This window comes from Vibrio sp. CDRSL-10 TSBA, assembly GCA_039696685.1.
Lineage (GTDB): Bacteria > Pseudomonadota > Gammaproteobacteria > Enterobacterales > Vibrionaceae > Vibrio.
The window spans coordinates 1,442,119-1,467,371 of record CP155566.1 but is presented as its reverse complement, the minus strand read 5'-3'; the positions used below and the strand labels follow the sequence as shown (position 1 = coordinate 1,467,371).

The window sequence follows — 25,253 nt, the reverse complement described above, 5'->3', positions numbered from 1 at the left end:
GCACTTAGTACTTTATATAGACCCTTTCCGGCCGTCCCACTTTGCCGTACTCATTCTGACTGACGATCAAACCATGAGTTGAGCAGTACTCAAGATAACGGCGCGCGGTGGTTTTGCTGACACCTGTGCTCTGGCTGACATGTTCAACGGTAAACTTTTCCCCGCTATGGCGGGAAAAATGACTGATAAAACGGTCTAACGTGACCTGCTCAATCCCTTTCGGCAACAGATTGACCTGCTGTTTTCGGTGCTGCAAATTAAACAGATCATCAATGTGCTTCTGATTGAGATTGTCATACGCTTTCATCGCATTGTTGAGGTTGAGATAACGCTGCAAGGTTTCCTGAAAACGGTCGAATGAGATCGGCTTGAGTAAATAGTCAAAACATCCCAGTTGCATCGCTTCACGCACCGATTCGACATCGTCGGTAGCGGTAATCAGCACCACATCCATTTTTCTTTTCTTCTTCTGGCTGATCAGATCACGATATAAATCGATGCCTAAACCATCCGGCAGATAATTATCGAGCAGAATCAGTTGCGGCTGATAAGCCTGAATGATGGTTTGAGCGGTTTTTAGGGTTTCAGCTATCCCGACGACCTGAAATCGAGTCGTGGTTTTAATGATCTCCTGATAGATTTGGGTAATGTTGGGATCATCCTCAATGATAACAACGTCTATTTTGTCCATTTCACTTCCTCGTTACAAAACGGCTTTAAGGCCGAACACCTGACCACAAACGCATCAAAACTGGAGCCTTTTGCCCCGTACTGCGGTACGTCCGCAGCCAGGAAGGTCCGCGCCAGGTTCGGAATGAAAGCCGATAATTGTGCTAATCCGCCTGTAATGGAATCAAATCCAATGCGAGGCGTTTCTATGTTTATAGTTATGGTTATGTTTATGGTTATGCTTTTAGCAATAGTGATGATTTTATGGTTAAACCGGGCTATTCGGGATAAAGACCGAAAAAATACACCCCTGTGGCATGGCATCATCAATATTGATAAAGCCCCCAGCCTGCTCGACATGCCGTTCAACCAGATACAAACCGATGCCATGATTGTCAGCATCCGCTTTGCGGGTTGAGCCTCTTGCAAAAATAGCCGGCTTCTCTTGCGCGCTTAATCCTGTGCCGTTATCTGATATTTCGATGAGCAGATCCTGACCGGCATCCGTGATCAGCACACCCACTTCGGGGGCTGCGACACCGCTCAGACGACAGGAATCAAGCGCGTTATCGATCAAGTTACCTAAAATGGTACATAGCTGATTTTCATCCAGTTTCCCTTTCAGCGCTAAGAGCTGACAAGTCGGGTCCAAATTCAGTGTAATCCCCAGCTCTTTTGCTCTCAGGGCTTTGCCCAGTAAAAATGCGGCGACCTGATTAACTGAAATAGCCTGCTTAATAAAATCCAGGGTTGCCTGCTTGTCATCGCTTTCACTTTTGATAAGGTGCAATGCTTCATCCGTCTTACCCATTTTTAGCAACCCGGCCAGGGTGGTCAGTTTGTTAGAAAACTCATGCCGCAATACGCGCAAATTATCGCTGTACTGTTTTATCTGGGTCAGGCTGGCACTCACCGCATGAATATCGCTCTGTTCGCGAAAACTTATTACCCAACCGACCAGCTCATCGCCATGCATCACCGGCTCACGATTAGCGACAATTTGAAATCCATTAAGCTGATAGAATTCATCTTTTGGCTGACGGCGCAACGGATTCAGCTCGGCTTGCTCCAGCCATGTACAGTCATCGAGATAATCAGCAATGTTCTCCTGATACAGGTTCACCGTGCCTGTCGGTAAATATTGCTGCGCTGAGGGATTAACGATCATCATTTGGCCTTGGCGGTCTATCGCTATAATACCTTCATAAACCGCATTAAGAATGGAACGCTGAATCTCCCAGGAGAGTGCGATCTGCTCCGGCTCCATATTGTTCATCTTCTTCTGAATGTGGCGGGTAAAAAGCCATACCGAGACAAACACCAAAATCAGTAAAACCAGCATGTCCACAATGAGGGGCTGCAGATACTCTTTCAGCCAGTGATCAAAGCGAGTCAGCAGATACCCCACTGAAACGACACCGATGATCTGCCCGCTGGCATTCTTGATCGGTGCTTTTCCGCGCACACCATAGCCAAGAAACCCTTCCCCAATTGAGGTGTAAGACTCACCACGCAGTAAAGCGCCGTCATTATCGCCACCTTGCATCGCACGCCCAATCCGGTCGTCCACCGGATGAAACAGACGAATACCGTTTTGGTCTCCAATGACAATAAAACTGGCATCTGAGTCCCGCATCAACCGTTTCTGCCATCACTCTGATGGCGTGCTTATCCCGGCGTCCGACGCTGGCAATCAGCTCGGGATCGCTGGCAATCTCCCTGGCCTGAATCAGGGCGCGGGTTCTGACCTGGTGATCCACCGAAGAGGATAACGTCTGATAAAACCCCCAGGCCATCACCAGTGCCTGGATGAGCAATAAGGTCAGTAACAACAGAAAGATTTTATTTCTGAAGCGCCAGCGCACTGGCATAGAGCCTAAAACAGCACGGCTCGATAACAAGCTGTGGGGCTTTTGAACAGGAGCTTGGCTTCGGATCGTCATAGGTGAGACAACATCAGAGATACAACAACAAAGACCAGCAAGAATAACACGGAGGTAACAGGATGGCATTTGGTTGAAACATATTTACTACTAAACTTTGATATGTGAAACATCTTCCTGCCATACGAGGTTCATACCGGATAGTCAGACACTCACATCAAGTAAAAAAACGACAAAAGCCAAAATCAGATGATGACTTTGGCTTTTGGGTAATCACTAAATAACATCCGCTCAAACAACGTGATGTCCTGGGTCTGTTATGCTGTTTTCAGTTCAGATTTGCCACGTAGTTTGCTCAGCAATGGCCACAACACTGAGATCACAGTGACCGCCAACAGCACCTGAGCAATACCGGACTGAACGAAAATACCCATTTCCTGGTTGGAGATTCTAAACGCCTGACGGAATGACTGCTCCATCTGACTGCCCACAATCACCGCCAGAATCATAGGTGCAGTCGGGATATTCACTTTATGCATCACCATTCCCATTACACCCAGCACAATCAGAATGTAGAAATCGACGACCGCACTGCTGATTGCATAGCAGCCGACAAACGCCAGCCCCAGTACAATCGGGTAAAGGATGTTGGCAGGAATCGCCAGCATACGTACCAGGATCCCGGCAAGAGGAATGTTAACAAACGCCAGAATGATGTTGGCAATAAACAGGCTGGCAATCAGGCCCCAGGCGGTATCCGGGTGCTGGGTGAACAGTAAAGGCCCGGGCTGGATACCCAGCATCAGTAGTGCCCCCATCATCACAGCCGTTGTACCTGAACCCGGAATACCCAAAGACAGCATAGGGATCATCGCGCCGATAGAAGCTGAGTTATTCGCCGACTCCGGCGCTGCCAGACCTTCTATCGCACCGTGACCAAACTCTTCTTTATGAGGAGAAAGCTGCTTTTCATTGTTGTAGCACATCAATGAAGCCATGGTGCCGCCCGCGCCTGGCAACGCGCCAATGATAAAGCCAACCGGTGCACTGCGCAGAATTGGCCATTTAGAACGACGCCAGTCATCTTTGCTGATCCAGATCCGTTTGAACTTAGTCTGCGCTTTTTTACTGCCATCACTCAGCGCTTCCATACTTTTCATTACTTCGCCCAAGGCGTAGATACCGATGATCACCACCAGGAAATCAACACCGGTCTGCAGTTCAAGCACACCAAAGGTGAAACGGCTTAAGCCTGACTGAGCATCAATGCCTACGGTCGCAATGGCCAAGCCAATTGCCATTGAGAGGAAGCCTTTCAACATGTTGCCTTTCGACATAGAAACGGTCATCGAAAGCGCTGCCAGCATCAGCATAAAGTACTCAGCAGGTCCGAATCGAATCGCAAAATTTGCGACTGGCTCAGCCAGGAAAGTCATTAATACCGCGGCTATCGTACCTCCGATGAGAGAAGCAATCGCTGAGATCGCCAGCGCAGATTCCGCCCGTCCTTTCATCGCCATCGGATAACCGTCAAACGTGGCCGCCAGTGCCGCGCCGTCTCCCGGAGTATTGATCAGAATCGAGCTACGGGAGCCACCAAACATCGCACCCATGTAGATACCCGTCATGGTGATCAGTGATGCCGTCGGTCCCATGGCATAAGTCATCGGTAGTAGTACTGCCACACCGGTTGCGGGGCCAAGGCCGGGTAACATACCAATGATGGTACCCATTACCCCGCCCAGAGTGATCAACATTAAATAATATGGCTGCAGAGCAATTCCGAATCCATTCAGAAGGTTAGCAAAAATATCCGTCATACCCTGGCTCCTTAGCTAAACATCAGAGAGGTCGGCAGATTAATAGCCAACAGCTCACTAAAAATAAAATAGATACCGGTCGAAAACAGTACCGCGATCAATAACGAGCGTTTCCATGCTCCAACACCACTGGTAATAAGCAGCATCGCGAACATAAATAATCCAGTACTGATCATGTAGCCGGCATGCTCAAAAATGAGCGCGTAGACAAAAGCCGCAACACAGCTCAAAACAATCCGATAACGATGAGTCTTACGTTGTGCGTGCTCAGCAATAAACTCTTTCACTGCTGCCACTGATGGGGCAATACGGCCATTAATAATCAGCATAATGCCAATCACAATCGTCAGCGCGGCAATCGCCAATGGCATAAAAATGGGTTCCCACGGGTTACCGAACATTGGTCGTGGTAACAAATAGGCATAGCCGCCATAGCCCAGACCAAACAAAATACTGACCACGCCGGTCAGTCCGTCCCAGTTTGCAGGCTGTGTTTGTTTGTTCATGTCAATGAAGTCCTTATTCCAGCTGAAACATAAAGGGCATTTCCCTTTATCAATCTGTTGGCTCCTTACCTGGAGCCAACAGCTATTGGTGTAATAATTTTTATCGGAACACTTCTTGGATCAGTGTTTTGTATTGCTCATTGGTCGTAGAGAGAAATTGCTCAAATTCAGCCTGATCCTGATACGCAGCTTCCCAGCCATTCCGTTTCATCGCTGCTTTCCACTCGGCTGTTTGAGTCATTTTCTGCAGCGCATCACGCCAGTAATCCACCGCCTCTTTTGGCATATCTTTTGGCCCGAACAGACCGCGCCAGTTTTCAAACGTGACATCGATGCCCTGCTCTTTCACGGTCGGAATCTTAGCCATCGCTCCCTCACCAATGCGTTTGTCAGCGGTTTGTGCCAGTGCCCGCAATTTCCCGCTTTCCAGCAGACCCGCGACATCGCCCAACCCGGTCGAAATCAGATCAATGTGACCACCCAGAAACCTGAGCAACGACGCCACCATCCTGGAAGGAAACGTAATCGATATCTCTCAGGTCTTTAACGCCTGCGGCCTTCGCCACCAGCAGGAACTGAATGTGGTCCATGGAACCTGCGGTGGAGATACCACCAATTTTTATCGACTTAGGATCTTTCTTCAGAGCATCCATCACCTGATTAATCGAGGTGTAAGGCGAATCTTGCGGCACAACGAATGCGGCATAATCAGAAATCAAACGAGCCAAAGGAGTGGTGTCTTTATAACTGTATGGCGTCATCCCCGTCAGATTAGTCAGCAGAATTGGCGGTGAATAGACCGAGATCAAATCGCCCTTGCCTTTTTGAGTTTGCATAAACGTCAGGTTAACGGCACCACCACCGCCAGGACGGTTAATAACCGGCAGATTTGAGCTGACAAGGTTCTCGTCTTTCAATGTTTTGGCCACGGTACGAATGGTTAAATCCCATCCGCCACCTGCGCCGGCAGGTGCGACCATATTGACGGTTCTTGGCGGGTAATCATTGGCAGAAGCCGAAGACATTGCACCCAGTGTAGTGGCAGCAATCAGCAGGTGTGCAAAAGCAAACGTTAGCTTTCTCATAGCGCTATCCTTTAATTATTTTGTATTTGGGAATCCATTCATGAGCAACACGCAGGTAACAATATCTCACCCGCGCTATTCATTTATTGAGCAGATAGGTTGGACAGTGTGGCAAGCAGCGACTAAGTCCACAGAAAGAACCTGAACTGCTGCAAGCCTGATGATACTAATTAACAATTCGGTAATTTGTTGCGATAAAGGGCAACATTCGCGTGGCAAACAATGACGCTTATGGTTTTTATGGCGTTAATTATTGCCGCCAGATTTTGCGGGCGAAATTGACGGGCACTGGCAAAGGAATAAAGATTAGGCGCGCTTATAATTCAAGCGTAGAAATCGACTAAGGCTTGTGCTGGAACGCTAAACGACATAGGGAAGATGCTGACGTTAATTCATCTGGGGTGAGAAATTGAAGCGCATTCGCGCGCATGAAATGTATTAGTGCAGATGAAGCAACAACAACGATAACTAAGCGTCACCGAGAAAACCTCAAATCCCAGAAACGACAAAACCCGCTAAAAAGCGGGTTTTGTTAGAATTTTTGGTGCGTCCGAGTGGACTCGAACCACCGACCCCCGCCATGTCAAGGCGATACTCTAACCAGCTGAGCTACGGACGCACACTGCATATTTAGACACTTGCTGAGTGTTTTCTCATGGTGCGTCCGAGTGGACTCGAACCACCGACCCCCGCCATGTCAAGGCGATACTCTAACCAGCTGAGCTACGGACGCTTTCCCTGAGAACGAGATGGATATTAACGACAGATTTTAAAGCGTGCAAGTCAAATTTCTTTATTTTTGAATCGATTGGCTTTTCTGTAGACAGTTTGTTGATTTTTTATCCCAACAGCATGTAGTTAATTGAGCTTTATCACATTAAAACAGTGGTCGCTATGCAGAAGCAGCTCTCCTTTTGTGACTTTAATTCAACAACACCCTTGATTGCTACCTACTTAGAGGTAGTATGAGTTTTTTATTGGTCGCTAAACGCACAATTGAGACAAAAGAACATGGATTCACGGTTGTTTGATCACTCGCACACACTACGAAGCTCTGTTCTGGCTGGTTTGAGTCTATTTCTGTTCGCAGTCGCGCTGGCTTTCTCTTGGTTATATTTCAACAAGCAGGAATCGGTTCTCGCTTCGCTCTATCTGTGTTTTACTCTTTACTCACTGTACGTATACCGTCTTGCTGCGCAGCGCAAGCATAAACATCGCCACACCCAATGTTACGTTTACTTAATGATGTTTATCGTCTGCATCAGCACCTATCTGCAGCCCTTAGCAGATGGCCTCTATTTGTGGACGATATTCTGCCCGATAGTGCTCTATGCCCTGCTTGGTCTCAATCAGGGGCGCCTTATGTCAGGCGTAGTCCTGCTTGCCCAGGTCATGAGTGTCTACGATGACGTGATTCAGGTCCCGGCATTAAATGCATCGACCACCATGGTTAACTTAGTCTTGTGTTACTGCGGGGTATGGATCGTTTCGCATCGCTATGAATTTAACCGCGAGAATATTGAAAACTCTTTGACTTACCTTGCATCACGCGACGCCCTGACCGGAGCTCATAATCGTCTGTCACTGCGAGCGGCTTATAACCACTTTGAAAAGCATCGCAGCAGCGAAGATTCGCTTAGTCTTCTGCTGATTGATTTAGACTACTTTAAACAGATTAACGATCAGTACGGACATGATTCCGGTGACAAGGTATTAATAGAAACCGCCCAAATACTGGCCAATGTGGTAGGCGAAGATAATTTGTATCGTATCGGCGGCGAAGAATTCTGTGTCACTCTGTTTGATACCGATCTCGAACAGGCGGAGATGATTGGTGAGCGGCTGCGCAGCGCAGTTGGAACCCATTTATTCCACTATCGCGAGCAGACCATTCACTTAACCTTAAGTGTGGGCATTTGTGAATATCAGGCCGGAGATAAACTGACCGATTTGATCAAGCTGGCGGATAAAGAGCTCTATCAGGCAAAACATAACGGACGCAATCAGGTTCGTATTTGCCAGACGGTCGAATGTCCCGATTGCCAACCGCAAGCTGAATCAGTTTAATGACTCGGCTTCTTCACCGTCATCATCGAGCTCAAATACCACATTGTAATTTTCGGTATAAGTACAGTGTGGCTGACGGCTGCAGGTAAAAAACCGACGACCTTTAAACTCGCCCTGACTGGCCACTTTGATGTTCATCGGGCTGCCACAACGTTTACAAAAACGAACTTCTTTGTCAGTTTCGATCAAATCTATATGTGCGGCGAGTAACCGGCGCAGTTTACCCACCTGATAGCTGTAACGGATGTTGGCACCGATCAAAGGTATATTTGCCGTCTTACATACCTGCATCAGCAAGTTTTCTCGTTCAACCTTAAACTTGGTCAGCTCCTTGCCATCATCAAGTTCCACGACCACACGCGGCTCAAGTGTTCTGGCATCACACACTAAGAAATTAAACTGGCTGCGGGCCACCCGGTTATTGGCGATAAACCACTGCTTCTTATTCAGACCTTTTGACGGGGTAACCACCTGGGCCATACTGACTTTGGTCAGCACAATCCCATGCTCTCCTACCGCAGCGGTTAACGCGTGATAAAACGTGCTTTCTGCGCTAGTCAAAACCGGCCCTTTACGACGATAAGCGTAACTTTTGCTGTCATCGTGGCGAATCACATACTTTTGAATCACCACAAAAAAGACCACCAGCAGTGCCACAATGATGAAGATGTTAGTCATGACGTTCCTTTAACCGCTATAAATTCAAGCACTGACCCCAAAGCCTGAACGATGAAATACCTGTCCCGAATTCGCTGCAACTACCGTTAGATTCGGAAGCTAACTCTTTCATTGATAACTGATGTTTTAGCCAAAGGCCAGCAGATTTATCCGATTTTGCACAATGTGTAAAAACGCAACGGAGTTCCTAGAAACTATCACGAAGCCACAAAGCTATTGTGAGGCAGCAAAACTATTGAGGAGCAGCCAAACTATTGTGAGGCAGCAAAACTATTGAGGAGCAGCCAAGCTATTGTGAAGCAGCCAAACTATTGTGAAGCAGCTAAACAAATAAGAAGACCCGCAAATGCGGGCCCCAATCACTAATAAAGTGCTACAAGCTTAGCTGCGCTCCGTCATGGCTTTCACAATGCATGACAACGCCGCTTGCGCTTTAACTCAGGTCGCAAGACTTAACTGAAGATTAAACCGTCCATTAAGGACACCAGCTTGCCGATTTGTGGTTTGGTAATGGTGTCATTGGCTCCGAGTGCCAAAGCTTTAGTGCGGTTGTCGTCACTCATCAGGGACGAGAACATCACGATGGGCGTGTTACGGTACGCTTCGGTATCACGTAATCGCTTGAGTAAATGCATGCCATCCATACGCGGCATTTCCACATCAGATACAATGGCATCGATGAGCTCACTGACCGCCAGATTTTCTTCTTTTGCGATACGCTCGACGTCCATCAATTTCTCATGCGCTTCACCACCATCTTTGCTGGCAATCACGTTATAGCCGGCGGTACTTAACGTATCTTGAATCAGACTGCGGATGAACGCTGAATCGTCGACCACCATTACTGTTTTCGCATTGCGCTTACTGACCATGGTCTGATTCAGGTTGACCGAGCGGTCTACCGTCACATCATATTTCTCCATACTCAGTTCCGGATTGATGTCAGCAATAATCTTCTCGAAATCAAGGATCATGATCAGCTTGCCTTCTTTACGCACCACAGCAACCACACAGTCCTGCTCACCTGACTCCAGAAACTGACTCGGAGATTCGACATCATTCCAGGAAATACGATGAATGCGACTGATGCTGTCAATCAGGAAGCCATTGGTCATGCGGTTAAAGTCCGTCACAATCACATATTTGTTGCTGTTTACCGAGCCGGTCGGTACACCGAGCCAACCGGCCAGATCCACTAATGGTGTCAAAATATCGCGTGAGGAGAACACACCAATCATATGAGGCTGAGCATTGGGATAGTCTGTGGTTTCCGGTACACGGATGACCTCTCGGACTTTGGCTACATTGATACCGTAATAACAGGTTTTAGTTTCGCCATTTGCTAGTTGTTTTTCGAGATGAAATTCAATGATTTCTAATTCGTTGGTACCGCTTTCTAGAAGAATATTACTGCTGGGGTTACTCATATTGGTCACATCATTTAGGCCAGTTATCGGTATTTGTTTAAAATGGCCTGATATAAGTTCACGCCATCTTTACCGGAAGTATCCCTAATTATATCAATCCCTTTTTGTAAGTCATTCAACAACTGCTGATCGACCCCTTTATTAAAGGCAAAATAGAGTAAACCTTGCTGCAAAACATAAATGGTCGCGAAATCTTCAGCCTGGTAGCCTGCCCGGATAGCCCACCAGTGCGTCGCCTGTTCATTATATGCAATCAGATCAATGCGGTTTTTGAGCAGCAATTCGGTCAGCACGCCGACATTGGCTGCTTCCTGCATCAACTCACGAGGTATACCAAGTTGCAATAGTAACTGTTCACCAACATCATCCCGGATAACACCGATACGGTATTTCGCCAGGTCAATGGGCTGGTCAATTTTTATCTTTGTATCACTGCGGGCCAACACGGACACCCGGATATCTCCTATCGGCCCCACCCAATTAAACAAGGCTTCACGATGTTGAGTCCGGGTGGCAGAAAACAGCACCGAGTCGGGTTTAAGCAGGGCTGACCGATAAGCCCTCGGCCACGGCTGCATAATAATCTGTGAGTTTGTAATCTGGCCGCCGACCTGCTCGCTGGCCTGCAACAACAGCTCTACCGCGATACCGGTAATCTGGCCGTTATTTTCAAAATTATAAGGCGGGTATTCTTCGGTGTAGAAGGTCAGCTCACTCATCTCCGTGGCTGATGACACAGTCCAGGATAATGCCCACAAAACAGCCGACCTTGCTAACAGTTTCGCTATTTTCATTCTGACGACCTTGCGACTTAACTGAACTTTAACGCTAGATGAGTCAGATGGAGTTCGACGAGAGCAAGGTCGCAAAAATTCTACTCCGTCATGATTGGCTGCCCGTTTGACCTCATATTCGGGTGACTTTCTTATAACTGCGCTCAGGACGCCCCACAGAACCATAACGGACATCTGCTTCCAGCTCTCCCGAACCAATCAAATACTCAAGATAACGTCTTGCTGTGGTGCGGCTGGCACCTATTTTCTCACCGGCTTCATCAGCGGTCAGGCTGACAGATGCATTGAACAGATGACGAATTTTATCCAACGTCACACCATCGATCCCCTTAGGCAAGCGCGATGCGGATGTGTCCTGCTGAGAGGAAGAAGTGAGCATTTTATCCACCAGCCCCTGATCCAAATCGGCGACTTTTCCTAACTCAACCTGACGTGCCAGGTACTTCTTCAACGCCGCTTCCAAACGGGGAAACATTACGGGTTTGAGCAGATAATCAACCACACCACCGCGCATCGCCTGTTGCAGAGTTTCCACATCACGCGCGGCGGTAATCAGGATCACATCACAGCAGGCATTGCGACTGCGTACCCATTGCAGTATATCCAGACCAGTGCCATCGGGCAGATAGACATCAAGTAACACCAAATCCGGCTGCAGTACCTCCAGTTGCATTTCGGCTTCCGCCTGTGACGTCGCAATCCCGACAACGTCGAAGCCGCCCATCTGATTGAGATATTTATGGTGTAACTGGGCAATCGCCACATCATCTTCAATGATCAGTACCCGGGTCGTCATAGCAGCTCTTCCTTGGGCAGATAAACCGTCATACGTGTTCCAAATTCCTTATGATTACTATACATCTCTAACTGTCCTTGATAGCGATCGGATAACTGTTTAACCAGAAATAATCCAACCCCGCGATTGTGCTTCGCTTTACTGGAGACCCCTTTCTGCAGCAACATCTCCTGGCTCAGTTTCCTGAGGTAAGCCACAGCCCTGATCTTCGACCTCAAGAATAATTTCATTGCCGTAGTCACTGATCGACACATCGATAACACGCCTCTCCTGAGGAAAACGCTCTGATTGGCGTATCGCAGTCAGTGTCGCATCAAAGGCATTGTCTATCAGGTTACCCAGAATAGTGACAATGTCTTCCGCATTGATATGGCCCGGTAAACAGGCCAGATGCGAGCCATCATCGACATTAAGCTCCAGGCCAATTTCACGTGCTCGCTCTGTCTTACCCAGCAGCATACCGGCGATCAGCGGGTCTTTGACCGTTTCACGCAGAAATTCGATCAAACTCTGGTAGTGGGCGGTTTCCTGGCCAATCAACTGCTGGACCGCCTCCAGTTCACCCATTTGCACGAGTCCGCTGATGGTATTGAGTTTATTGCGATGTTCATGAGTTTGAGAGCGCAACATTTCTGCATACTCTCTGGTCTGCGATAACTGCTCGGTCAGTTCGTTAATTTCGCCGCGCAAACGGAAACTGGATACCGCACCGACCACTTTACCTTCAACAACGATCGGGCTGCGGTTGGCGATCAAACGCTGCTTGTTAAGATAGAGCTCGATATCATGATCAATCTCGCCGGTTTCCAGGACTTTATACAAATCGCTGTTAGGCAGTGAATCGGTCAGTAAACGGTTAATCGCCTTATCGCGATCAATACCGAGGATTTCACAGGCGCTTTTATTAATTGAACGCAGGACGCCTTTATCATCAATACTGAGAATACCTTCTTTGATGGTACTCATCGTGACATCAAGCTCGACATACAGTCGACCAATCTCTTCCGGTTCAAAGCCCAAAATCGCCTTTTGGAAACGCCGTGACACGTAACTTGAGACAATGCCATTGGCAATTAACACCAAAAAGGTGATCACGATAAGGTACGTCAGAAATGGTTCGATTCTGTCTTGTAAACGAGCGAGCAGATACCCCACCGAGACAACGCCGATAACCTGGCCGTTGCCGTCAACCACCGCGGCTTTACCGCGCACGGACTTCCCCAGTGACCCCTGAGCAAACGAGATGTACTCTTCACCGCCCAACAGAGCGCGCTCATTATCACCGCCGACCATCGGCTTACCGATTCTCGCATCAACCGGATGAACAATCCGCATCCCTTTATCATCACCAATCACGATGAAAGTGGCGCCGATCAGTTGGGTTAAATCGCGAAAACGTTGCTGGATCTCATCAGAGTCATCACCCCGTTGAATCACATCGATCACCACCGACGAGCGGGCCAGAAACGACGCCACGCCGAGAGCCTTGTGCCCCATCTCTTCTTCCTGAGAATGTTTGATGTAGGCAAAGCCGGCGGCGACCAAAACCAACAACTCAATCAAACCAGATAATGTCATTATGATCAGCATACGTTTGCGAAAGCTGATATCGTTCCACGTCATGAATATCTCCCTGTACGCCCAAAACTAACACTAATTTAACAAAGGTGCGAAAAGCGGGTTCGAGAAACTGTGAACACTGCGTGTGTTCGCAACTTACTCATTTTGGTGACAAATTTTTTTTCTGACTCACCACAGTTAAATTGAGTAAAAAATCACCAACAACAGGATTTTTTTGCAGCAGAAAAACATGGCACAGATCACATCCAATTTAGGTTTTTTTAGCCTGTAACAGTTCATTCGGTCATATACTGATTGGGCAGTGAGGGCAGAAACGTTGCAGGCAAGACCAACATAATCATCAATTCAATCCTGGTTTGTCGCTTGCGCTACTATCGTAAGAAGGATACTCACCATGGAAAGAGATGCGTTTGGAATATGTTTGTCGCAACAAATGCTGACCGAGCACCTGCAGTCAACCTTTACTCATGTTCGTGCTTACGGGCCAGAGCAACAGGATGATCTGCAAGTCGTGCTGTCGATACCACAAATGACAGGACAAGATCTGCTCGATACCATTCAAAGCACAGAAGAGATGGTGTGGCGCGCCGACTTTCACTGTCCCGGACGATAAGCCGCTACAAGCCGAAACTGAACTGAGCTCCTTAGCAACTTCGGGGCTCACAAGGCATGACAAAATTGGCCTAACTCACGCTAAATCCGCTTAAAGTCTGCAAATTTGATTCTTCATGTGCTGATCAGGAAAATGCTGTTATCCTCAACGGAAAACCGATAACATAGAGTATAAACTCTAATATCGAAGTTTGAGCTTAAGCATGAAAGTGAAATCAATCAGTGTGCTGTTAACTTCTCTGTTGGCGCTCCCTTCAGCGTTTGCTGCGCCGATCTCCTTTGACCAGGCGTGGGAGATTTTGCAGCGACAAAACCATTCGTTAGCCGCCGAGCGAGCCAATGTCGATCATTTTGAGCACCTGCATAACGCCACTTCCAGTATGAATTTACCTTCTGTGACCGTGGGAGCCAATTACACCCGCCTTGACCAAGATGTGACATTGTCACTTAAACAGGTCGCAGACAGCGCAGGAGGCATCGCCGCCCCGGCAGCCCTGGCTCCTCTTTTCGCCTCTCTCGGCTCTCTGACCTCGACCATCACGGAACGCGATATTTTCAGCTCTTCTATTCGCGCAGTCTGGCCTGTTTTTACCGGTGGTCGTATTACTGCTGCGCAAAATGCTGCTGAAGGCAAGAAAGAAGAGGCAGAAAGCCAGCTCGCGATGGAAGTTCAGGCACGATATGAAGACCTGGCCAAGTATTATTTCAGCGTGGTCTTGGCGCAGGAAGTGCTACAAACCCGTATTGAGGTGGAAAAAGGGCTGACTCAACATCGGGACAACGCGCTTAAGCTCGAACAACAAGGCCAGATCGCCCGGGTCGAGCGACTGCAGGCCGAAGCCTCACTTGATAAAGCGACCGTTGAACGCAAAAAAGCGCAAAAAGATCTCGATATTGCCCAAAGCGCCCTCACCCAGATCCTCAATCAACGACAAGTGGTTGAACCGAGCGGTGATTTGTTTATCAACCAAAGCTTACCGCCAATGAGCGCCTTCATTGATCAGACGCTGGCGACTTACCCGGGTCTGGACTTGCTCAACGCTAAAGAAAAACAGGCCAGCAGCCTTATCAAAGCGGAAAAAGGCAAATACTACCCTGAAGTCTATCTGTACGGCACTTACAACTTATACGAAGATGATTCCCTCGCCAGTGACCTTAGACCGGACTGGCTGGTCGGCGTCGGCGTCAATGTGCCACTAGTGGAAAATACCGGACGCAGTGAGCAAGTGAAGGCCGCCAGTAGTCTGGTCACCCAAGTGAAATACCGTCGTGAACAGGCTAAGCAAGATCTCAGTGTGCTGGTTGAAAAAACCTATAAAGAAGCCGAGCAAGCCCAAGAAGAAGTGGAAGGACTCAACTCGAGTCTGCAACTGGCACAGGAAAACCTGCGTTTACGCCAGAAAGCCTTTACGCAAGGGCTGTCGACCTCAGTGGATGTGGTCGATGCCGAGTTATACCTCGCCAGCATACGTACCCAACAGGCGGCAGCCGGATTCCACTACCTGATCGCACTAACCAAGCTACTGGCTATTTCCAGTGAAATGACCACTTTCCCGCAATACCAGCAAAGTGCACAGCCGCTCAGTACAGCGCCCAATCAACCTGCTGCTCGTTCGGCCATTTCGATGACGGAGACCCCATCTTCATGAAAACCATTAAAACGCCTCTGATCGCGATTCTCGCTCTGGCCGCCGCAGGCTGGATCGGTTACAGCTTTTATCAGGCCTATCAACCCGAAACCCGTGCGCCTGCAAGGTCAGATAGAATCCCAGCAATACAGCATTTCTTCGAAAGTCGCCGGTCGTATCGATCAGGTGTTCGTGCGTAAAGGCGATGAGGTGAAAAAAGGCCAGTTAATTTTCAGCCTGCACAGCCCGGAAATCGAAGCAAAACTCGAACAGGCAGTCGCTAATCAGAAAGCCGCTGGTGCCATGGCTAAAGAAGCAGAAAACGGGGCGCGTGAGCAACAGGTCAGAGCCGCACAAGATCAATGGTTAAAAGCCAAAGCCGCGGCACAACTGGCCGAGAAAACCTACCTGCGGGTCAATAACCTGTATAAAGATGGCGTAGTGGCGGAACAGAAACGCGATGAAGCCAACACCCAGTGGCAAGCCGCCAAATACACCGAAAGCGCAGCATTGCAGATGTATAACATGGCGCGTGAAGGTGCCCGCAGCGAAACCAAACAAGCGGCTCAGGAAAAAGTCAACGTTGCAGCAGGTGCCGTGGCGGAAGTTGAAGCCTACGCTGCCGATACCAAGATTGAAAGCTGGTTTAACGGCGAAGTCGCGCAAGTCCTGATGCAAAGCGGCGAATTGGCACCGCAGGGCTTTCCTGTGGTCACCGTAGTTGATAGGCAGGATTCCTGGGCGGTACTCAATGTGCGCGAAGATCTGCTCAGTCAGTTTAAAAAAGGCAGCACGTTCAAAGCCTACCTTCCTGCGCTTGATAAGCAGATCGAATTTACCGTTTCCCATATTGCCGTCATGGGTGATTTTGCCACCTGGCGTTCAACAGATTCCGCGCAGGGCTTTGATCTGCGCACTTTTGAAGTCGAAGCGCGCCCGACAAATCCACAGGCGGATTTACGTATGGGGATGAGCCTGGTGGTTGAGTTATAGCCATGAAGCACGCTTCGGTTAACAGCAGTAATAGCGGCGCTCAGAACGTTGCTAACCATGCTAATCACGGTGCAAGTCCGGCCTCGGACGACACAGCTCGCCTGCCTGCACAGTGGCCGCTGCTGCGCAAGGATAAATGGTTGCTGGCCTGCCTGACCTGGCTGCCGATGCTTCTCTCGGCCAGTATCTGGTGGATATTTTCTGCCGGTATCGTCCATAACCTGCCCATCGGTGTGGTGGATTTGTCACACAGCCAGTTATCACGTCAGTTGCAGCGCCATCTTGATGCGACGTCAACTTTAGCGGTAACCCGCCATTACCAGGATGTCGCCGCAGCGAAACAGGATATGGTCACCAGCGACATCTACGCGTTTGTGGTCATTCCCCGCCAGTTTGATAAGTCGGTCTATCGCAGTGAATTGCCGCAGGTCACCACGTTTTACAACAGCCAATACATCCTGGTCGGGCGGGTCATCAGCTCAGCGATCATGCAGGCCGTCGCAACGCTCAACGCTGAAATCGGGGTCGTCAGAAGCCTCTCCGCCGGCAATCAGACCACTCAGGGCGCGTTGGGTCAGGTTGTGCCGGTACGCACGCAAATCACGCCACTATTTAATAAGAACACCAATTACGCCCAGTTTCTGGTGTCTGCCATTATTCCGGCCATCTGGCAGATTGTGATCGTGGTGAGCACCATTCTGATTCTCAGCGCCAATACCCGAATTTATGGATTACAGCGCTGGCTTGGCCAACGACCCTTACGGCATCTGAGCCAGACGCTGCTGCGTTACTATCCAATTTTCATTATTCAGGGCGCGGCGTACCTGCTGTGGTTCTACAGCGTCTTGCAATGGCCGATGCATGGTAATCTGCTGGTCTTAATCCTGGCCCAGATGATTACCACTGTCGGCTGTATGATTATGGGCGCTGTCTTTTTCTTCCTTAGCCTGGATCCTGCACGTGCCATGAGCTTCGCGGGCGCATTTACCGCGCCCAGTTTTGCCTTTATGGGCATTACTTTTCCAACCAGCGATATGGGAACGCTTGCCCAGACCTGGCGCAGCCTGCTGCCGGTCAGTCACTATATCGAAGTCCAGGTCAGTCAGGTCAGTTACGGACTGGACGGGTTTCAGTCGCTAACGCACCTGCTACCGATGATCGGGTATTTATTACCACTGCTGTTAACCGTCGTCCTGATGCGCAAGCATCTGCGCACAACATCGGTGAGGAGTGCCCATGCGACTGACTGAATTATTTAAAGCCGAATTAAAGGCCTTACTGACCAATCCGGTCGTCATGCTGACCATGTTTGGTGGCGTGCTGTTTTACTCATTTCTCTATCCTCTGCCCTACAGCCACCAAACGCCGCGTGAACAGGCGATCAGCATCGTCAATCTGGATAAGAGTCAGATTAGCTATCAGCTCGAACGCATGGTCGATGCCACCCCGCAAGTCAAAGTGGTACAACGGGATCACTCGCTGGAACAAGCAAAGCAGGCTTTTCTGGACGGGAAAGTCAGCGGAATACTGGTAATACCGGAGCACTTCTATAAAGATCTGCTACTTGGTACCAGCCCAACCCTGGCGTTTGCCGGAGACGCTTCCTACTTTCTGGTCTACGGCGCCATAGTAGAAGGTCTGGCGCAAGCGGGCGGCACGCTGTCGGCCCGAGCCAAGGTGACCCGCCTGCTCAGCCAGGGGGAACCTCTTGAGAGTGCGGCCCATCACTATGCCGCCGTGCAATCGAACTTGAAGCCGACTTTCAACCCGCGTGTCGGTTATGTCGATTACGTCGTTCCTGCGGTGTTTATTCTCATTCTGCAGCAAACCCTGGCGATGTCTGCCGGGCTGTTAACCGGCACCCAGCGAGCTGAGCCAGGCTACTGGCAGCAGATTCCGGTACTGCCTCTGCTGTTAATGCGCACCTTCATCATAGTGGCGCTCTACTATCTGCTCAGCATGTACTATTTCGGTGCCAGCTTCAGCTTGCAAGGCGTGAGTACGATTGGCCAGCCCGTGCAATTGCTGACTCTGCTGTTGCCATTTTTGCTCACGGCCTGTTTTATCGGGATCTGGCTCGGTGCAGCGACACCACGCCGCGAAACTGGTCACATTAGTCGTGCTGATAAGCTCAATGCCACTGGTGTTTTCAGCCGGATTTATCTGGCCTCTGCAAGCCATTCCGGCACCGATCATCTGGCTGTCAAACCTGTTTCCGAGTACACCGGGCATCCAGGGCTTTCTGGCACTCAATCAGATGGGGGCTGAATGGCGCCAAATCGCGCCGCAATGGACTCTGCTGTGGGTACAAGCCGTGGCATGGGGAAGCCTGGCCTGGTGGCAACTGCGGCGTAATCACAGCGCTTTAAATTTTAAAGTAGGTCAAACAGGATAACGATCAGACATGCCCGCCTGGTAACACCAAAGATGTGAGATGAAGGACGGTTGGGCGAAGAGCGGAGTAAACCGCAAGTGCTGATGTTAATCCTGCCACTTTTTACGCATACGCTCGATGGTCTCCTGCTCTACACCATGGATGTTGGGATACTCACCACGACATACCTTAATCACCAGTTTGGCCCGGTACTGACGGGCCAGTTTCTTATACGCACTCATCTCCCAGTGCCGCACAAACGTGTTGGCAACCACCACGCTTTTGCCCTGCTTGAGGCAGTTTTCTGTTTCTTGCTGACACCAGGCATGTGCCTGTGCTATCTGCTCCGGACGGTAGTGATATTCGCCCTGAGCATTGATAAAAAACATATCCGCTTCAAGATGTACCGCCGGTAAAGACTGGGCTAACGTCGATTTTCCCGAGCCGGGTAAACCACGAATTAAGGTCAGGGTCGGAGTCATATTTGTTCAAATTAGGCAAATCATAGCCGGCATACTAACTTAATTTTGTGGCTCACGCATTTTGCTATCGACAACGCCTATCAGTTAGGTTATAAGTCTAGATGTATAGACGTCCAAATGTAACGCTTAGGGAGAAAGCTGTGCCGATTAAGATCCCCGATCAACTGCCTGCAACTGATGTTTTACGTACTGAGAATATCTTCGTCATGTCGGAAACCCGCGCATCGACCCAGGGTATTCGTCCGCTGAAGGTTCTGATTCTTAACCTGATGCCAAAGAAAATTGAAACCGAAACTCAGTTCCTGCGTCTGTTATCAAATTCACCGCTTCAGGTGGATATTGAACTGCTGCGTATCGATGATCGCCCAAGCAAGAACACACCAGAAGAGCACTTAAACGAATTTTATCGCCAGTTTGAGCTGGTCAGACACCGTAACTTCGATGGTCTGATCATTACTGGTGCGCCTTTAGGTTTAGTGCAATTCGAAGATGTCGTCTACTGGGACCATCTGCAGCAGATTATGAAATGGGCCAAAGAGCACGTGACCTCAACACTTTACGTGTGTTGGGCAGCACAAGCCGGCCTGAAATTGTTGTATAACCTGCCAAAACAGACACGTGAAGAGAAACTGTCCGGAGTTTATGTGCATGAAAACCTGCAGCCGTACCATCCGCTGCTGCGTGGTTTTGATGATACCTTCCTGGCTCCGCATTCACGTTATGCCGATTTTGCGCCTGGTTATCTGGAAACCCATACCGATCTGGATATTCTAGCGACATCTGACGTCGCAGGTGTTTATCTGGCATCCACGAAAGATAAACGTAACGTGTTTGTCACTGGTCATCCGGAGTACGACGCACTGACACTGCATAACGAGTACATCCGCGACCTGAGCGCGGGTCTGGAACCTGCCATGCCGGTCAACTACTATCCGAATGACGATGTCGACAATACACCACGCGCCAGCTGGCGTAGTCACGGTCATCTGTTGTTTGCCAACTGGCTGAACTACTGCGTTTATCAACAAACGCCGTACGATCTGGAGCACTTCAGCGAAGATAAATTCACCAAAGACGATTAATTCGCCATCAATACTCTTCATAGATAACTGACGTATTTTGATGAAATAGGAAGGCCGCCGACCACGCGGCCTTTTTCATCCCCTCGGCCATGAGGTATCCATCTCGCAGGCCACAATAAATGTGCCGGGTGACTCGCATTATCCTCTCTGACTGCTGCCGCGCGGTAACCATGCTGCTTACTATTTGTAAATCGAGAACAAACTTGTTAATCGTAAACAAACTTGTTAATCGCAAACAAACAGCGTGAGTCGCAAATGGAAACGTGTTGCATACAGACACAAAGGCTTTAGTTATAGACACAAAGAGATTGACTGCAGGCATTAACTGCAGACAAAAGTATTGCTGCAACTAACGCTATTAGCGCAAAGCACCGTTCGCTTTTGCACTGCCACGAGCGCTTGAGGCACACAGAGGTGGACAGAGTGCAATTCAAACGACTAATACTAGTGTGGATAATGATGACGGCGGGCTGCGTCACTGTGACCGATATCCCCGACACTAATCCTCAGGCGATGGCCGATTCAAGAATTGATCTGGGATTAGGCTATCTCAGCCAAGGGAATATGAACAAAGCACGTGAAAATCTGTACCGCGCTACACGTCATGCGCCGGACTACGCTCGTTCACAATTAGCGCTGGCACACTATCTGGACCAGGTCGGCGAACCCGAAAAGGCACGTCACATCTATCAGCAAGCCCGGCGAGCCCATCCGGAAAACGGGGATGTGTTGAATAACTTTGGCACTTTTTTATGTAAGCACGGCGACTATCTCTCGGCTGACACACTGTTTAATCAGGCGCTGCAAAGGCCGGATTACAATCAGCCCGCCGCTACTTTAGAAAATGCGGCGCTGTGTGCAGACAAGTCCGGCAACCGAGAGCAAGCGATCCACTATCTTGTCCGTAGCCTGGATTATGATCCGTCCAACGCCTCCGCTTGGCTGACCCTAACCCGGATGCAATTATCGGTGGGGAACACAGACGATGCCCGCAGTACACTGCGCGCGTTTAGCCAGCGTTTCGGTAACCCCAAAGCAGTGCAGCAACTTTGGCTGAAAGTGAATGCAACTCAGGCAGAGACACAAAAAAGCCAGCGCTGAACGCCGGCTGCTGTTTACGTAAATGGATAAATTATTTTGTTAATGAATAACTTCTGGTGTCGATGAATAACTTATGTTGTTAATAAATAACTTACCGCTGTCACTTAACCATCAGCGTTTTTTGCTGATATTGGTCGGACGGCCATCCTTGCCACCTTTGCGCTCGCGATAATGGGTCCGGCGCAGGCGACGCACCTTGGTGGAACGGTTAATCTTTTTGTATTCGCGATAAAGGATGCGAATAAATAGCCCCAGTCCGATCAGAAACAACACGGACAAAATGGAAAGTGAAGGCACACACAACCAATCCGGCTGACACGGTGAATAGAATTCAATTTCCATTATCCACCTCCTTGACTGTTTATTCCGTTCAATAAGCTATAACCAAACAACTTGGCTAAGCTATACCCTAACAACTTAGAGTTGCCGCCAGTAGCGCTGCAACGTCAAGCAGGCAGTAGATTTAGCGTTTTGTGCTCAACCAAAGCTTGCGCTGCTCAGCATTATGGAAAGTCCAGGCCACAAAACGACTGACTTTCTGGCCTTGCTGCATCTCTACCATCTGTATCGACTCCGCGCCGACTTTCTGAAGCTGTTTTTTCATCCAGCGTACGTTATCGCTTTTCGAGATCAAGGTCGTGAACCACAGCACCTGCTCAGCAAAATGCTGACTTTCCTGCGCCATATTCTTAATAAACTCGGCTTCGCCTCCGGGGCACCACAACTCGGCCTTCTGACCACCAAAGTTCAGCTTATTCACGCTATTTTGCGGCGCTGTCATTTTGCCGACCGGTGCTCCGCGTTTACGCTGGTTATCACGCAAATTGCGAATTTTGCGTTCAGTGCCTTGCTGCGCTTCGGCCAGCGAAGCATGAAACGGCGGGTTACAAGTCGTCACATCAAAACGCTCGTCATCGGCGATAATGCCGCTGAACATCGCCTTACTGTTTTTTTGCAGTCGCGCTGCAATTTTTCCTTTCAATAACGAATTGCTGCTGGCAATCAGATTGGCCTGTTTAACCGATACAGGATCGACATCACTGCCGACATAACTCCAGCCATATTCGGTCACACCGACGATCGGATAAATGCAGTTGGCACCAATGCCGATATCTAACGCCCTTACCGCTTTATGATTCACCGCCGGACAATCCTGGCTGAGCAAGTCCGCCACGCGGTGGATATAATCTGCACGTCCCGGAATGGGCGGGCATAAATAACCATCAGGGATATCCCAGTTCGTCACACCATAATGGAGAGCCAGCAAGGCTTTATTAAGCAGTTTGACCGCCAGCGGATCGGAAAAGGCAATAGTCCAGTCCCCTTTGGGATTTTTGATCAGATGACGTTTGAGCTCCGGCAAAGCCTGACACAAAGCATCAAAATCATAATTCCCTTTGTGGCGGTTACGGGCATGCAGGCCAGCTTTGCCTGCCTGTTTAGCCGGCTTTTGCTTTACGGATTGCTGTTTGCCAGGCTGCGCCGTTTTTCCCTGCCCTGTTTTGGAAACAGGTTTGCGGCCAGGTGGCGTATCCTGCTTGGCGCTCGAAGCTCGCGGCTTTTCCGCTTTCGGCTGCTCTGCTTTATCCTGACGGTTTTTATGCCGACGCGGCTTGTCAGTGACACGAGCCGGTTGATTGCCGGATGGTTTGCGTGGTGGTTTAGGCATGATTATTTTCCTGCTCTCAGTTCAAGAACCATCATGTATAAGCGCGCATCCAGTTCGAGTTGATGGTAATTCGGTTCCATATGGCAACAAAGCTGATAAAACGCTTTATTGTGCTCCTTTTCGCGCAGGTGAGCCAGTTCATGCACCACCAGCATGCGCAGCAAAGGCTCCGGCGCATTTTTAAATGCACTGGCAATTCGAATTTCATTCTTGGCTTTGATTTTGTTGCCGTGCACCCGGGAAACATAGGTGTGCAGGCCGAGCGCGTTGTTGATGAGGTGAATCTTGCCGTCATACACCACTTTGCTCAGTGGCGCGGTCTTCTTCATGTACTGGTTTTTTATCTCCAGCGTGTACGCATACAGTGCCTTCTCACTCTGGACATCATGGCGCTGCGGATAACGCTGCTCAAACCAGCTGACCAGTTTATCGGCGTCGACCAGACGTTCTACCGATTCGATAATGTGAGCAGGATAACCCTGGATGTATTTCAGTACGGGATTCATAGTAACAACGCTTTTTCAGGCCAAACATGTTCGCGAAAAGTCGGGGGCGCAAAGTTTACCCGAAACAAAGCGCTGAATCATCCGTGATTTGCGGCAACATTTAAGTCTGATATCCCTTGCTCAGACTGAGTATTGACTGCATCGCCCAGCGCTGCAGGTTTGCATCTGACCCGTTGGATGGTTAAACTCAGCGCCCTTGTTCCATTTACAGGCCCTAACCATGAAACGAGTTGTACTTTACGTTAAAGATAAATGTCCGCATTGCAAAGATGCCCAGCGTCACCTGGACGCCAAAGGCATCAAATACCGTTTATGCAACGCGAAAATGGAACGCGGCCGTAAAGAGCTCGACGCTATGGGCGCACGCAGTCTGCCAGCGCTGAAAATCGGCGATCGCGTGATGATCGGCTGGAATCCGAGCAACTTTGAGCGTATTTACAACAGCAAAAACTAACTGCCCGCTGAAAGCCACCGTACCGGAAAAATTGACCGGCACTCACAGTGACACGTAGCACTGGATCGCTCATGCACTGGATCACACGTACTGTTTCACAAACTCAATGAAGGTCCGGTCGGCATTGGATAAGTAGCCGTCCTTGCGCCATGCCAGCGCCAGGTCGAGCCACACAGGCGGATGGAACGGAATCGCTTTCACCTCCGGTTCGTTATCCGTAACCAGCTCCAGCAGTGCCGTCACCGCATATTCATGCTTCACAATACTGAGGATCATCGGCAGCAAATTGGTTTCAAATGAGAAATTGGCTTTTAGCTTGTGCTCTTTGCATACCTTGTCGATGAATTCACGGTGAAAATAGCCCGGCTTGAACATCACCAGCTCATGCCGGAAGAACTCCTCAAATTCGATTTGCTGATGCTGCGCCAGTTTCGTGCTCTTTACCGACCACCGCAACCATCTGGGAAGAAAGCAGTGGATCCACTTCCAGATCCGGCGGCAAATCCTGATTCAGGATCACCCCGATATCCAGTTCTCCGGACAACAACATCTTACGAATCGATTGCGTGCCGGCCTCGATTACCGTCATCTTCAGGTGCGGAAAGTGGCTTTTAAATGCCATCACAATCTGCGGAAAAAAGTAGGAGCCCATCATACTCGGCGCGCCCAGACGCACCTCACCTTTGACCAGCCCTTTCAACTCGTCCATCGCCAGCTGCGCATCTTCAATTTGCTGCAAAATACGTGTCGCGTGCTCCAGCAACACCTGTCCCTCATGGGTCAGCGTTACTTTGCGTTCATCGCGCTTAAACAGGACCACACCCAGTTGCTGCTCGAACTTCTTGATTGAGATACTCAGTGCCGGCTGAGCGATATGCAGCTCCTGAGCAGCATGGGTAAAACTTTCATTGCGCGCCACGGTGACAAAGTGACGCAGGTGCCGGGTTTCCATCGATGAAGCTCTCTATATACAAAATATATTACAACCATATTTTTAATATATTTTATTAATTCGCGCCACACTGGTAGTTTGATCACATTGCCGT

Annotated in this window: 20 protein-coding genes, 2 tRNA genes and 5 pseudogenes; 9 read left to right on the top strand and 18 right to left on the bottom strand. The window is 49.3% G+C overall.

Annotation, left to right across the window (positions count from 1 at the left end; genetic code table 11):
- Positions 1-4 precede the first annotated feature (4 nt).
- From ABDK09_14270 to ABDK09_14235, 8 genes are all read right to left on the bottom strand, one after another.
- Entirely contained in the window at positions 5-691 is a 687-nt protein-coding gene (locus ABDK09_14270) for a response regulator (protein XAW90537.1), read from the bottom strand.
- A gap of 246 nt (positions 692-937) precedes the next feature.
- Complete coding sequence (locus ABDK09_14265) at positions 938-2,305, bottom strand: sensor histidine kinase (protein ID XAW90536.1); 1,368 nt, start codon at positions 2,303-2,305, stop codon at positions 938-940.
- A 564-nt stretch (positions 2,306-2,869) separates the two neighbouring features.
- Positions 2,870-4,372: a tripartite tricarboxylate transporter permease gene (locus ABDK09_14260; protein ID XAW90535.1), complete on the bottom strand. Its 1,503-nt coding sequence runs from the start codon at positions 4,370-4,372 to the stop codon at positions 2,870-2,872.
- An 11-nt stretch (positions 4,373-4,383) separates the two neighbouring features.
- Positions 4,384-4,878, bottom strand: coding sequence for a tripartite tricarboxylate transporter TctB family protein (locus ABDK09_14255; protein XAW90534.1), 495 nt, complete (start codon positions 4,876-4,878; stop codon positions 4,384-4,386).
- A gap of 100 nt (positions 4,879-4,978) precedes the next feature.
- On the bottom strand, positions 4,979-5,374 hold the full coding sequence (locus tag ABDK09_14250) for a tripartite tricarboxylate transporter substrate-binding protein (protein XAW90533.1): 396 nt from the start codon (positions 5,372-5,374) through the stop codon (positions 4,979-4,981).
- Entirely contained in the window at positions 5,346-5,963 is a 618-nt protein-coding gene (locus ABDK09_14245) for a tripartite tricarboxylate transporter substrate-binding protein (protein XAW90532.1), read from the bottom strand. The genes ABDK09_14250 and ABDK09_14245 overlap by 29 nt, the downstream gene beginning before the upstream one ends.
- A 542-nt stretch (positions 5,964-6,505) precedes the next feature.
- A tRNA-Val gene (locus tag ABDK09_14240) sits at positions 6,506-6,582 on the bottom strand.
- A 37-nt stretch (positions 6,583-6,619) separates the two neighbouring features.
- Positions 6,620-6,696: transfer RNA gene (locus tag ABDK09_14235), tRNA-Val, on the bottom strand.
- A 278-nt stretch (positions 6,697-6,974) separates the two neighbouring features.
- On the opposite strand from ABDK09_14235, the gene ABDK09_14230 reads away from it, so the two are divergent.
- Positions 6,975-8,030, top strand: coding sequence for a GGDEF domain-containing protein (locus tag ABDK09_14230; protein XAW90531.1), 1,056 nt, complete (start codon positions 6,975-6,977; stop codon positions 8,028-8,030).
- On the opposite strand, the gene ABDK09_14225 is transcribed toward ABDK09_14230, so the two are convergent.
- From ABDK09_14225 to ABDK09_14205, 5 genes and pseudogenes are all read right to left on the bottom strand, one after another.
- Positions 8,022-8,708: a DUF2726 domain-containing protein gene (locus tag ABDK09_14225; protein XAW90530.1), complete on the bottom strand. Its 687-nt coding sequence runs from the start codon at positions 8,706-8,708 to the stop codon at positions 8,022-8,024. The two genes, ABDK09_14230 and ABDK09_14225, sit on opposite strands and share 9 nt — an antisense overlap.
- A gap of 452 nt (positions 8,709-9,160) precedes the next feature.
- A complete protein-coding gene (locus ABDK09_14220; GenBank protein ID XAW90529.1) occupies positions 9,161-10,135 on the bottom strand; it encodes a chemotaxis protein in 975 nt (324 codons plus the stop codon).
- Positions 10,136-10,158: 23 nt separating this feature from the next.
- Positions 10,159-10,854, bottom strand: coding sequence for a transporter substrate-binding domain-containing protein (locus ABDK09_14215; GenBank protein XAW90745.1), 696 nt, complete (start codon positions 10,852-10,854; stop codon positions 10,159-10,161).
- A 187-nt stretch (positions 10,855-11,041) separates the two neighbouring features.
- Positions 11,042-11,725: a response regulator gene (locus ABDK09_14210; protein XAW90528.1), complete on the bottom strand. Its 684-nt coding sequence runs from the start codon at positions 11,723-11,725 to the stop codon at positions 11,042-11,044.
- Positions 11,722-13,348, bottom strand: a pseudogene (locus ABDK09_14205) (sensor histidine kinase). Before ABDK09_14205 ends, ABDK09_14210 begins: the two are co-directional and overlap by 4 nt.
- A 352-nt stretch (positions 13,349-13,700) precedes the next feature.
- Between ABDK09_14205 and ABDK09_14200 the strand changes: the two are divergent.
- The 5 genes and pseudogenes from ABDK09_14200 to ABDK09_14180 all read left to right on the top strand — a co-directional run bounded on the left by ABDK09_14200 (position 13,701) and on the right by ABDK09_14180 (position 18,934).
- Positions 13,701-13,919 (top strand): hypothetical protein, encoded by a 219-nt coding sequence (locus tag ABDK09_14200; GenBank protein ID XAW90527.1) that lies wholly within the window; start codon positions 13,701-13,703, stop codon positions 13,917-13,919.
- 202 nt (positions 13,920-14,121) lie between these two features.
- Positions 14,122-15,567, top strand: coding sequence for a TolC family protein (locus ABDK09_14195; protein ID XAW90526.1), 1,446 nt, complete (start codon positions 14,122-14,124; stop codon positions 15,565-15,567).
- Positions 15,564-16,539 (top strand): annotated as a pseudogene (locus ABDK09_14190) (biotin/lipoyl-binding protein). The gene ABDK09_14195 and the pseudogene ABDK09_14190 overlap by 4 nt, the downstream one beginning before the upstream one ends.
- A gap of 2 nt (positions 16,540-16,541) precedes the next feature.
- Positions 16,542-17,789 (top strand): ABC transporter permease, encoded by a 1,248-nt coding sequence (locus ABDK09_14185; protein ID XAW90525.1) that lies wholly within the window; start codon positions 16,542-16,544, stop codon positions 17,787-17,789.
- Positions 17,776-18,934, top strand: a pseudogene (locus ABDK09_14180) (ABC transporter permease). Before ABDK09_14185 ends, ABDK09_14180 begins: the two are co-directional and overlap by 14 nt.
- An 86-nt stretch (positions 18,935-19,020) precedes the next feature.
- On the opposite strand, the gene ABDK09_14175 reads toward ABDK09_14180, so the two are convergent.
- On the bottom strand, positions 19,021-19,395 hold the full coding sequence (locus ABDK09_14175) for an ATP-binding protein (protein XAW90524.1): 375 nt from the start codon (positions 19,393-19,395) through the stop codon (positions 19,021-19,023).
- 140 nt (positions 19,396-19,535) lie between these two features.
- Here ABDK09_14175 and metA point away from each other — a divergent pair, with 140 nt between their 5' ends.
- Positions 19,536-20,477, top strand: coding sequence for a homoserine O-succinyltransferase (gene metA, locus ABDK09_14170; GenBank protein ID XAW90523.1), 942 nt, complete (start codon positions 19,536-19,538; stop codon positions 20,475-20,477).
- Between the two features lie 414 nt (positions 20,478-20,891).
- Entirely contained in the window at positions 20,892-21,578 is a 687-nt protein-coding gene (gene pilW / locus ABDK09_14165) for a type IV pilus biogenesis/stability protein PilW (GenBank protein ID XAW90522.1), read from the top strand.
- A gap of 111 nt (positions 21,579-21,689) precedes the next feature.
- Here pilW and ABDK09_14160 read toward each other — a convergent pair whose 3' ends face one another.
- The 3 genes and pseudogenes from ABDK09_14160 to ABDK09_14150 all read right to left on the bottom strand — a co-directional run bounded on the left by ABDK09_14160 (position 21,690) and on the right by ABDK09_14150 (position 23,753).
- Entirely contained in the window at positions 21,690-21,920 is a 231-nt protein-coding gene (locus tag ABDK09_14160) for a hypothetical protein (protein XAW90521.1), read from the bottom strand.
- 121 nt (positions 21,921-22,041) lie between these two features.
- Positions 22,042-23,013, bottom strand: a pseudogene (rlmF, locus tag ABDK09_14155) (23S rRNA (adenine(1618)-N(6))-methyltransferase RlmF).
- Between the two features lie 236 nt (positions 23,014-23,249).
- Entirely contained in the window at positions 23,250-23,753 is a 504-nt protein-coding gene (locus tag ABDK09_14150) for a M48 family metallopeptidase (GenBank protein ID XAW90520.1), read from the bottom strand.
- Between the two features lie 220 nt (positions 23,754-23,973).
- On the opposite strand from ABDK09_14150, the gene ABDK09_14145 reads away from it, so the two are divergent.
- Positions 23,974-24,207, top strand: coding sequence for a glutaredoxin family protein (locus ABDK09_14145; GenBank protein XAW90519.1), 234 nt, complete (start codon positions 23,974-23,976; stop codon positions 24,205-24,207).
- Between the two features lie 81 nt (positions 24,208-24,288).
- Here ABDK09_14145 and ABDK09_14140 read toward each other — a convergent pair.
- Positions 24,289-25,159 (bottom strand): annotated as a pseudogene (locus ABDK09_14140) (LysR family transcriptional regulator).
- Positions 25,160-25,253 lie beyond the last annotated feature (94 nt).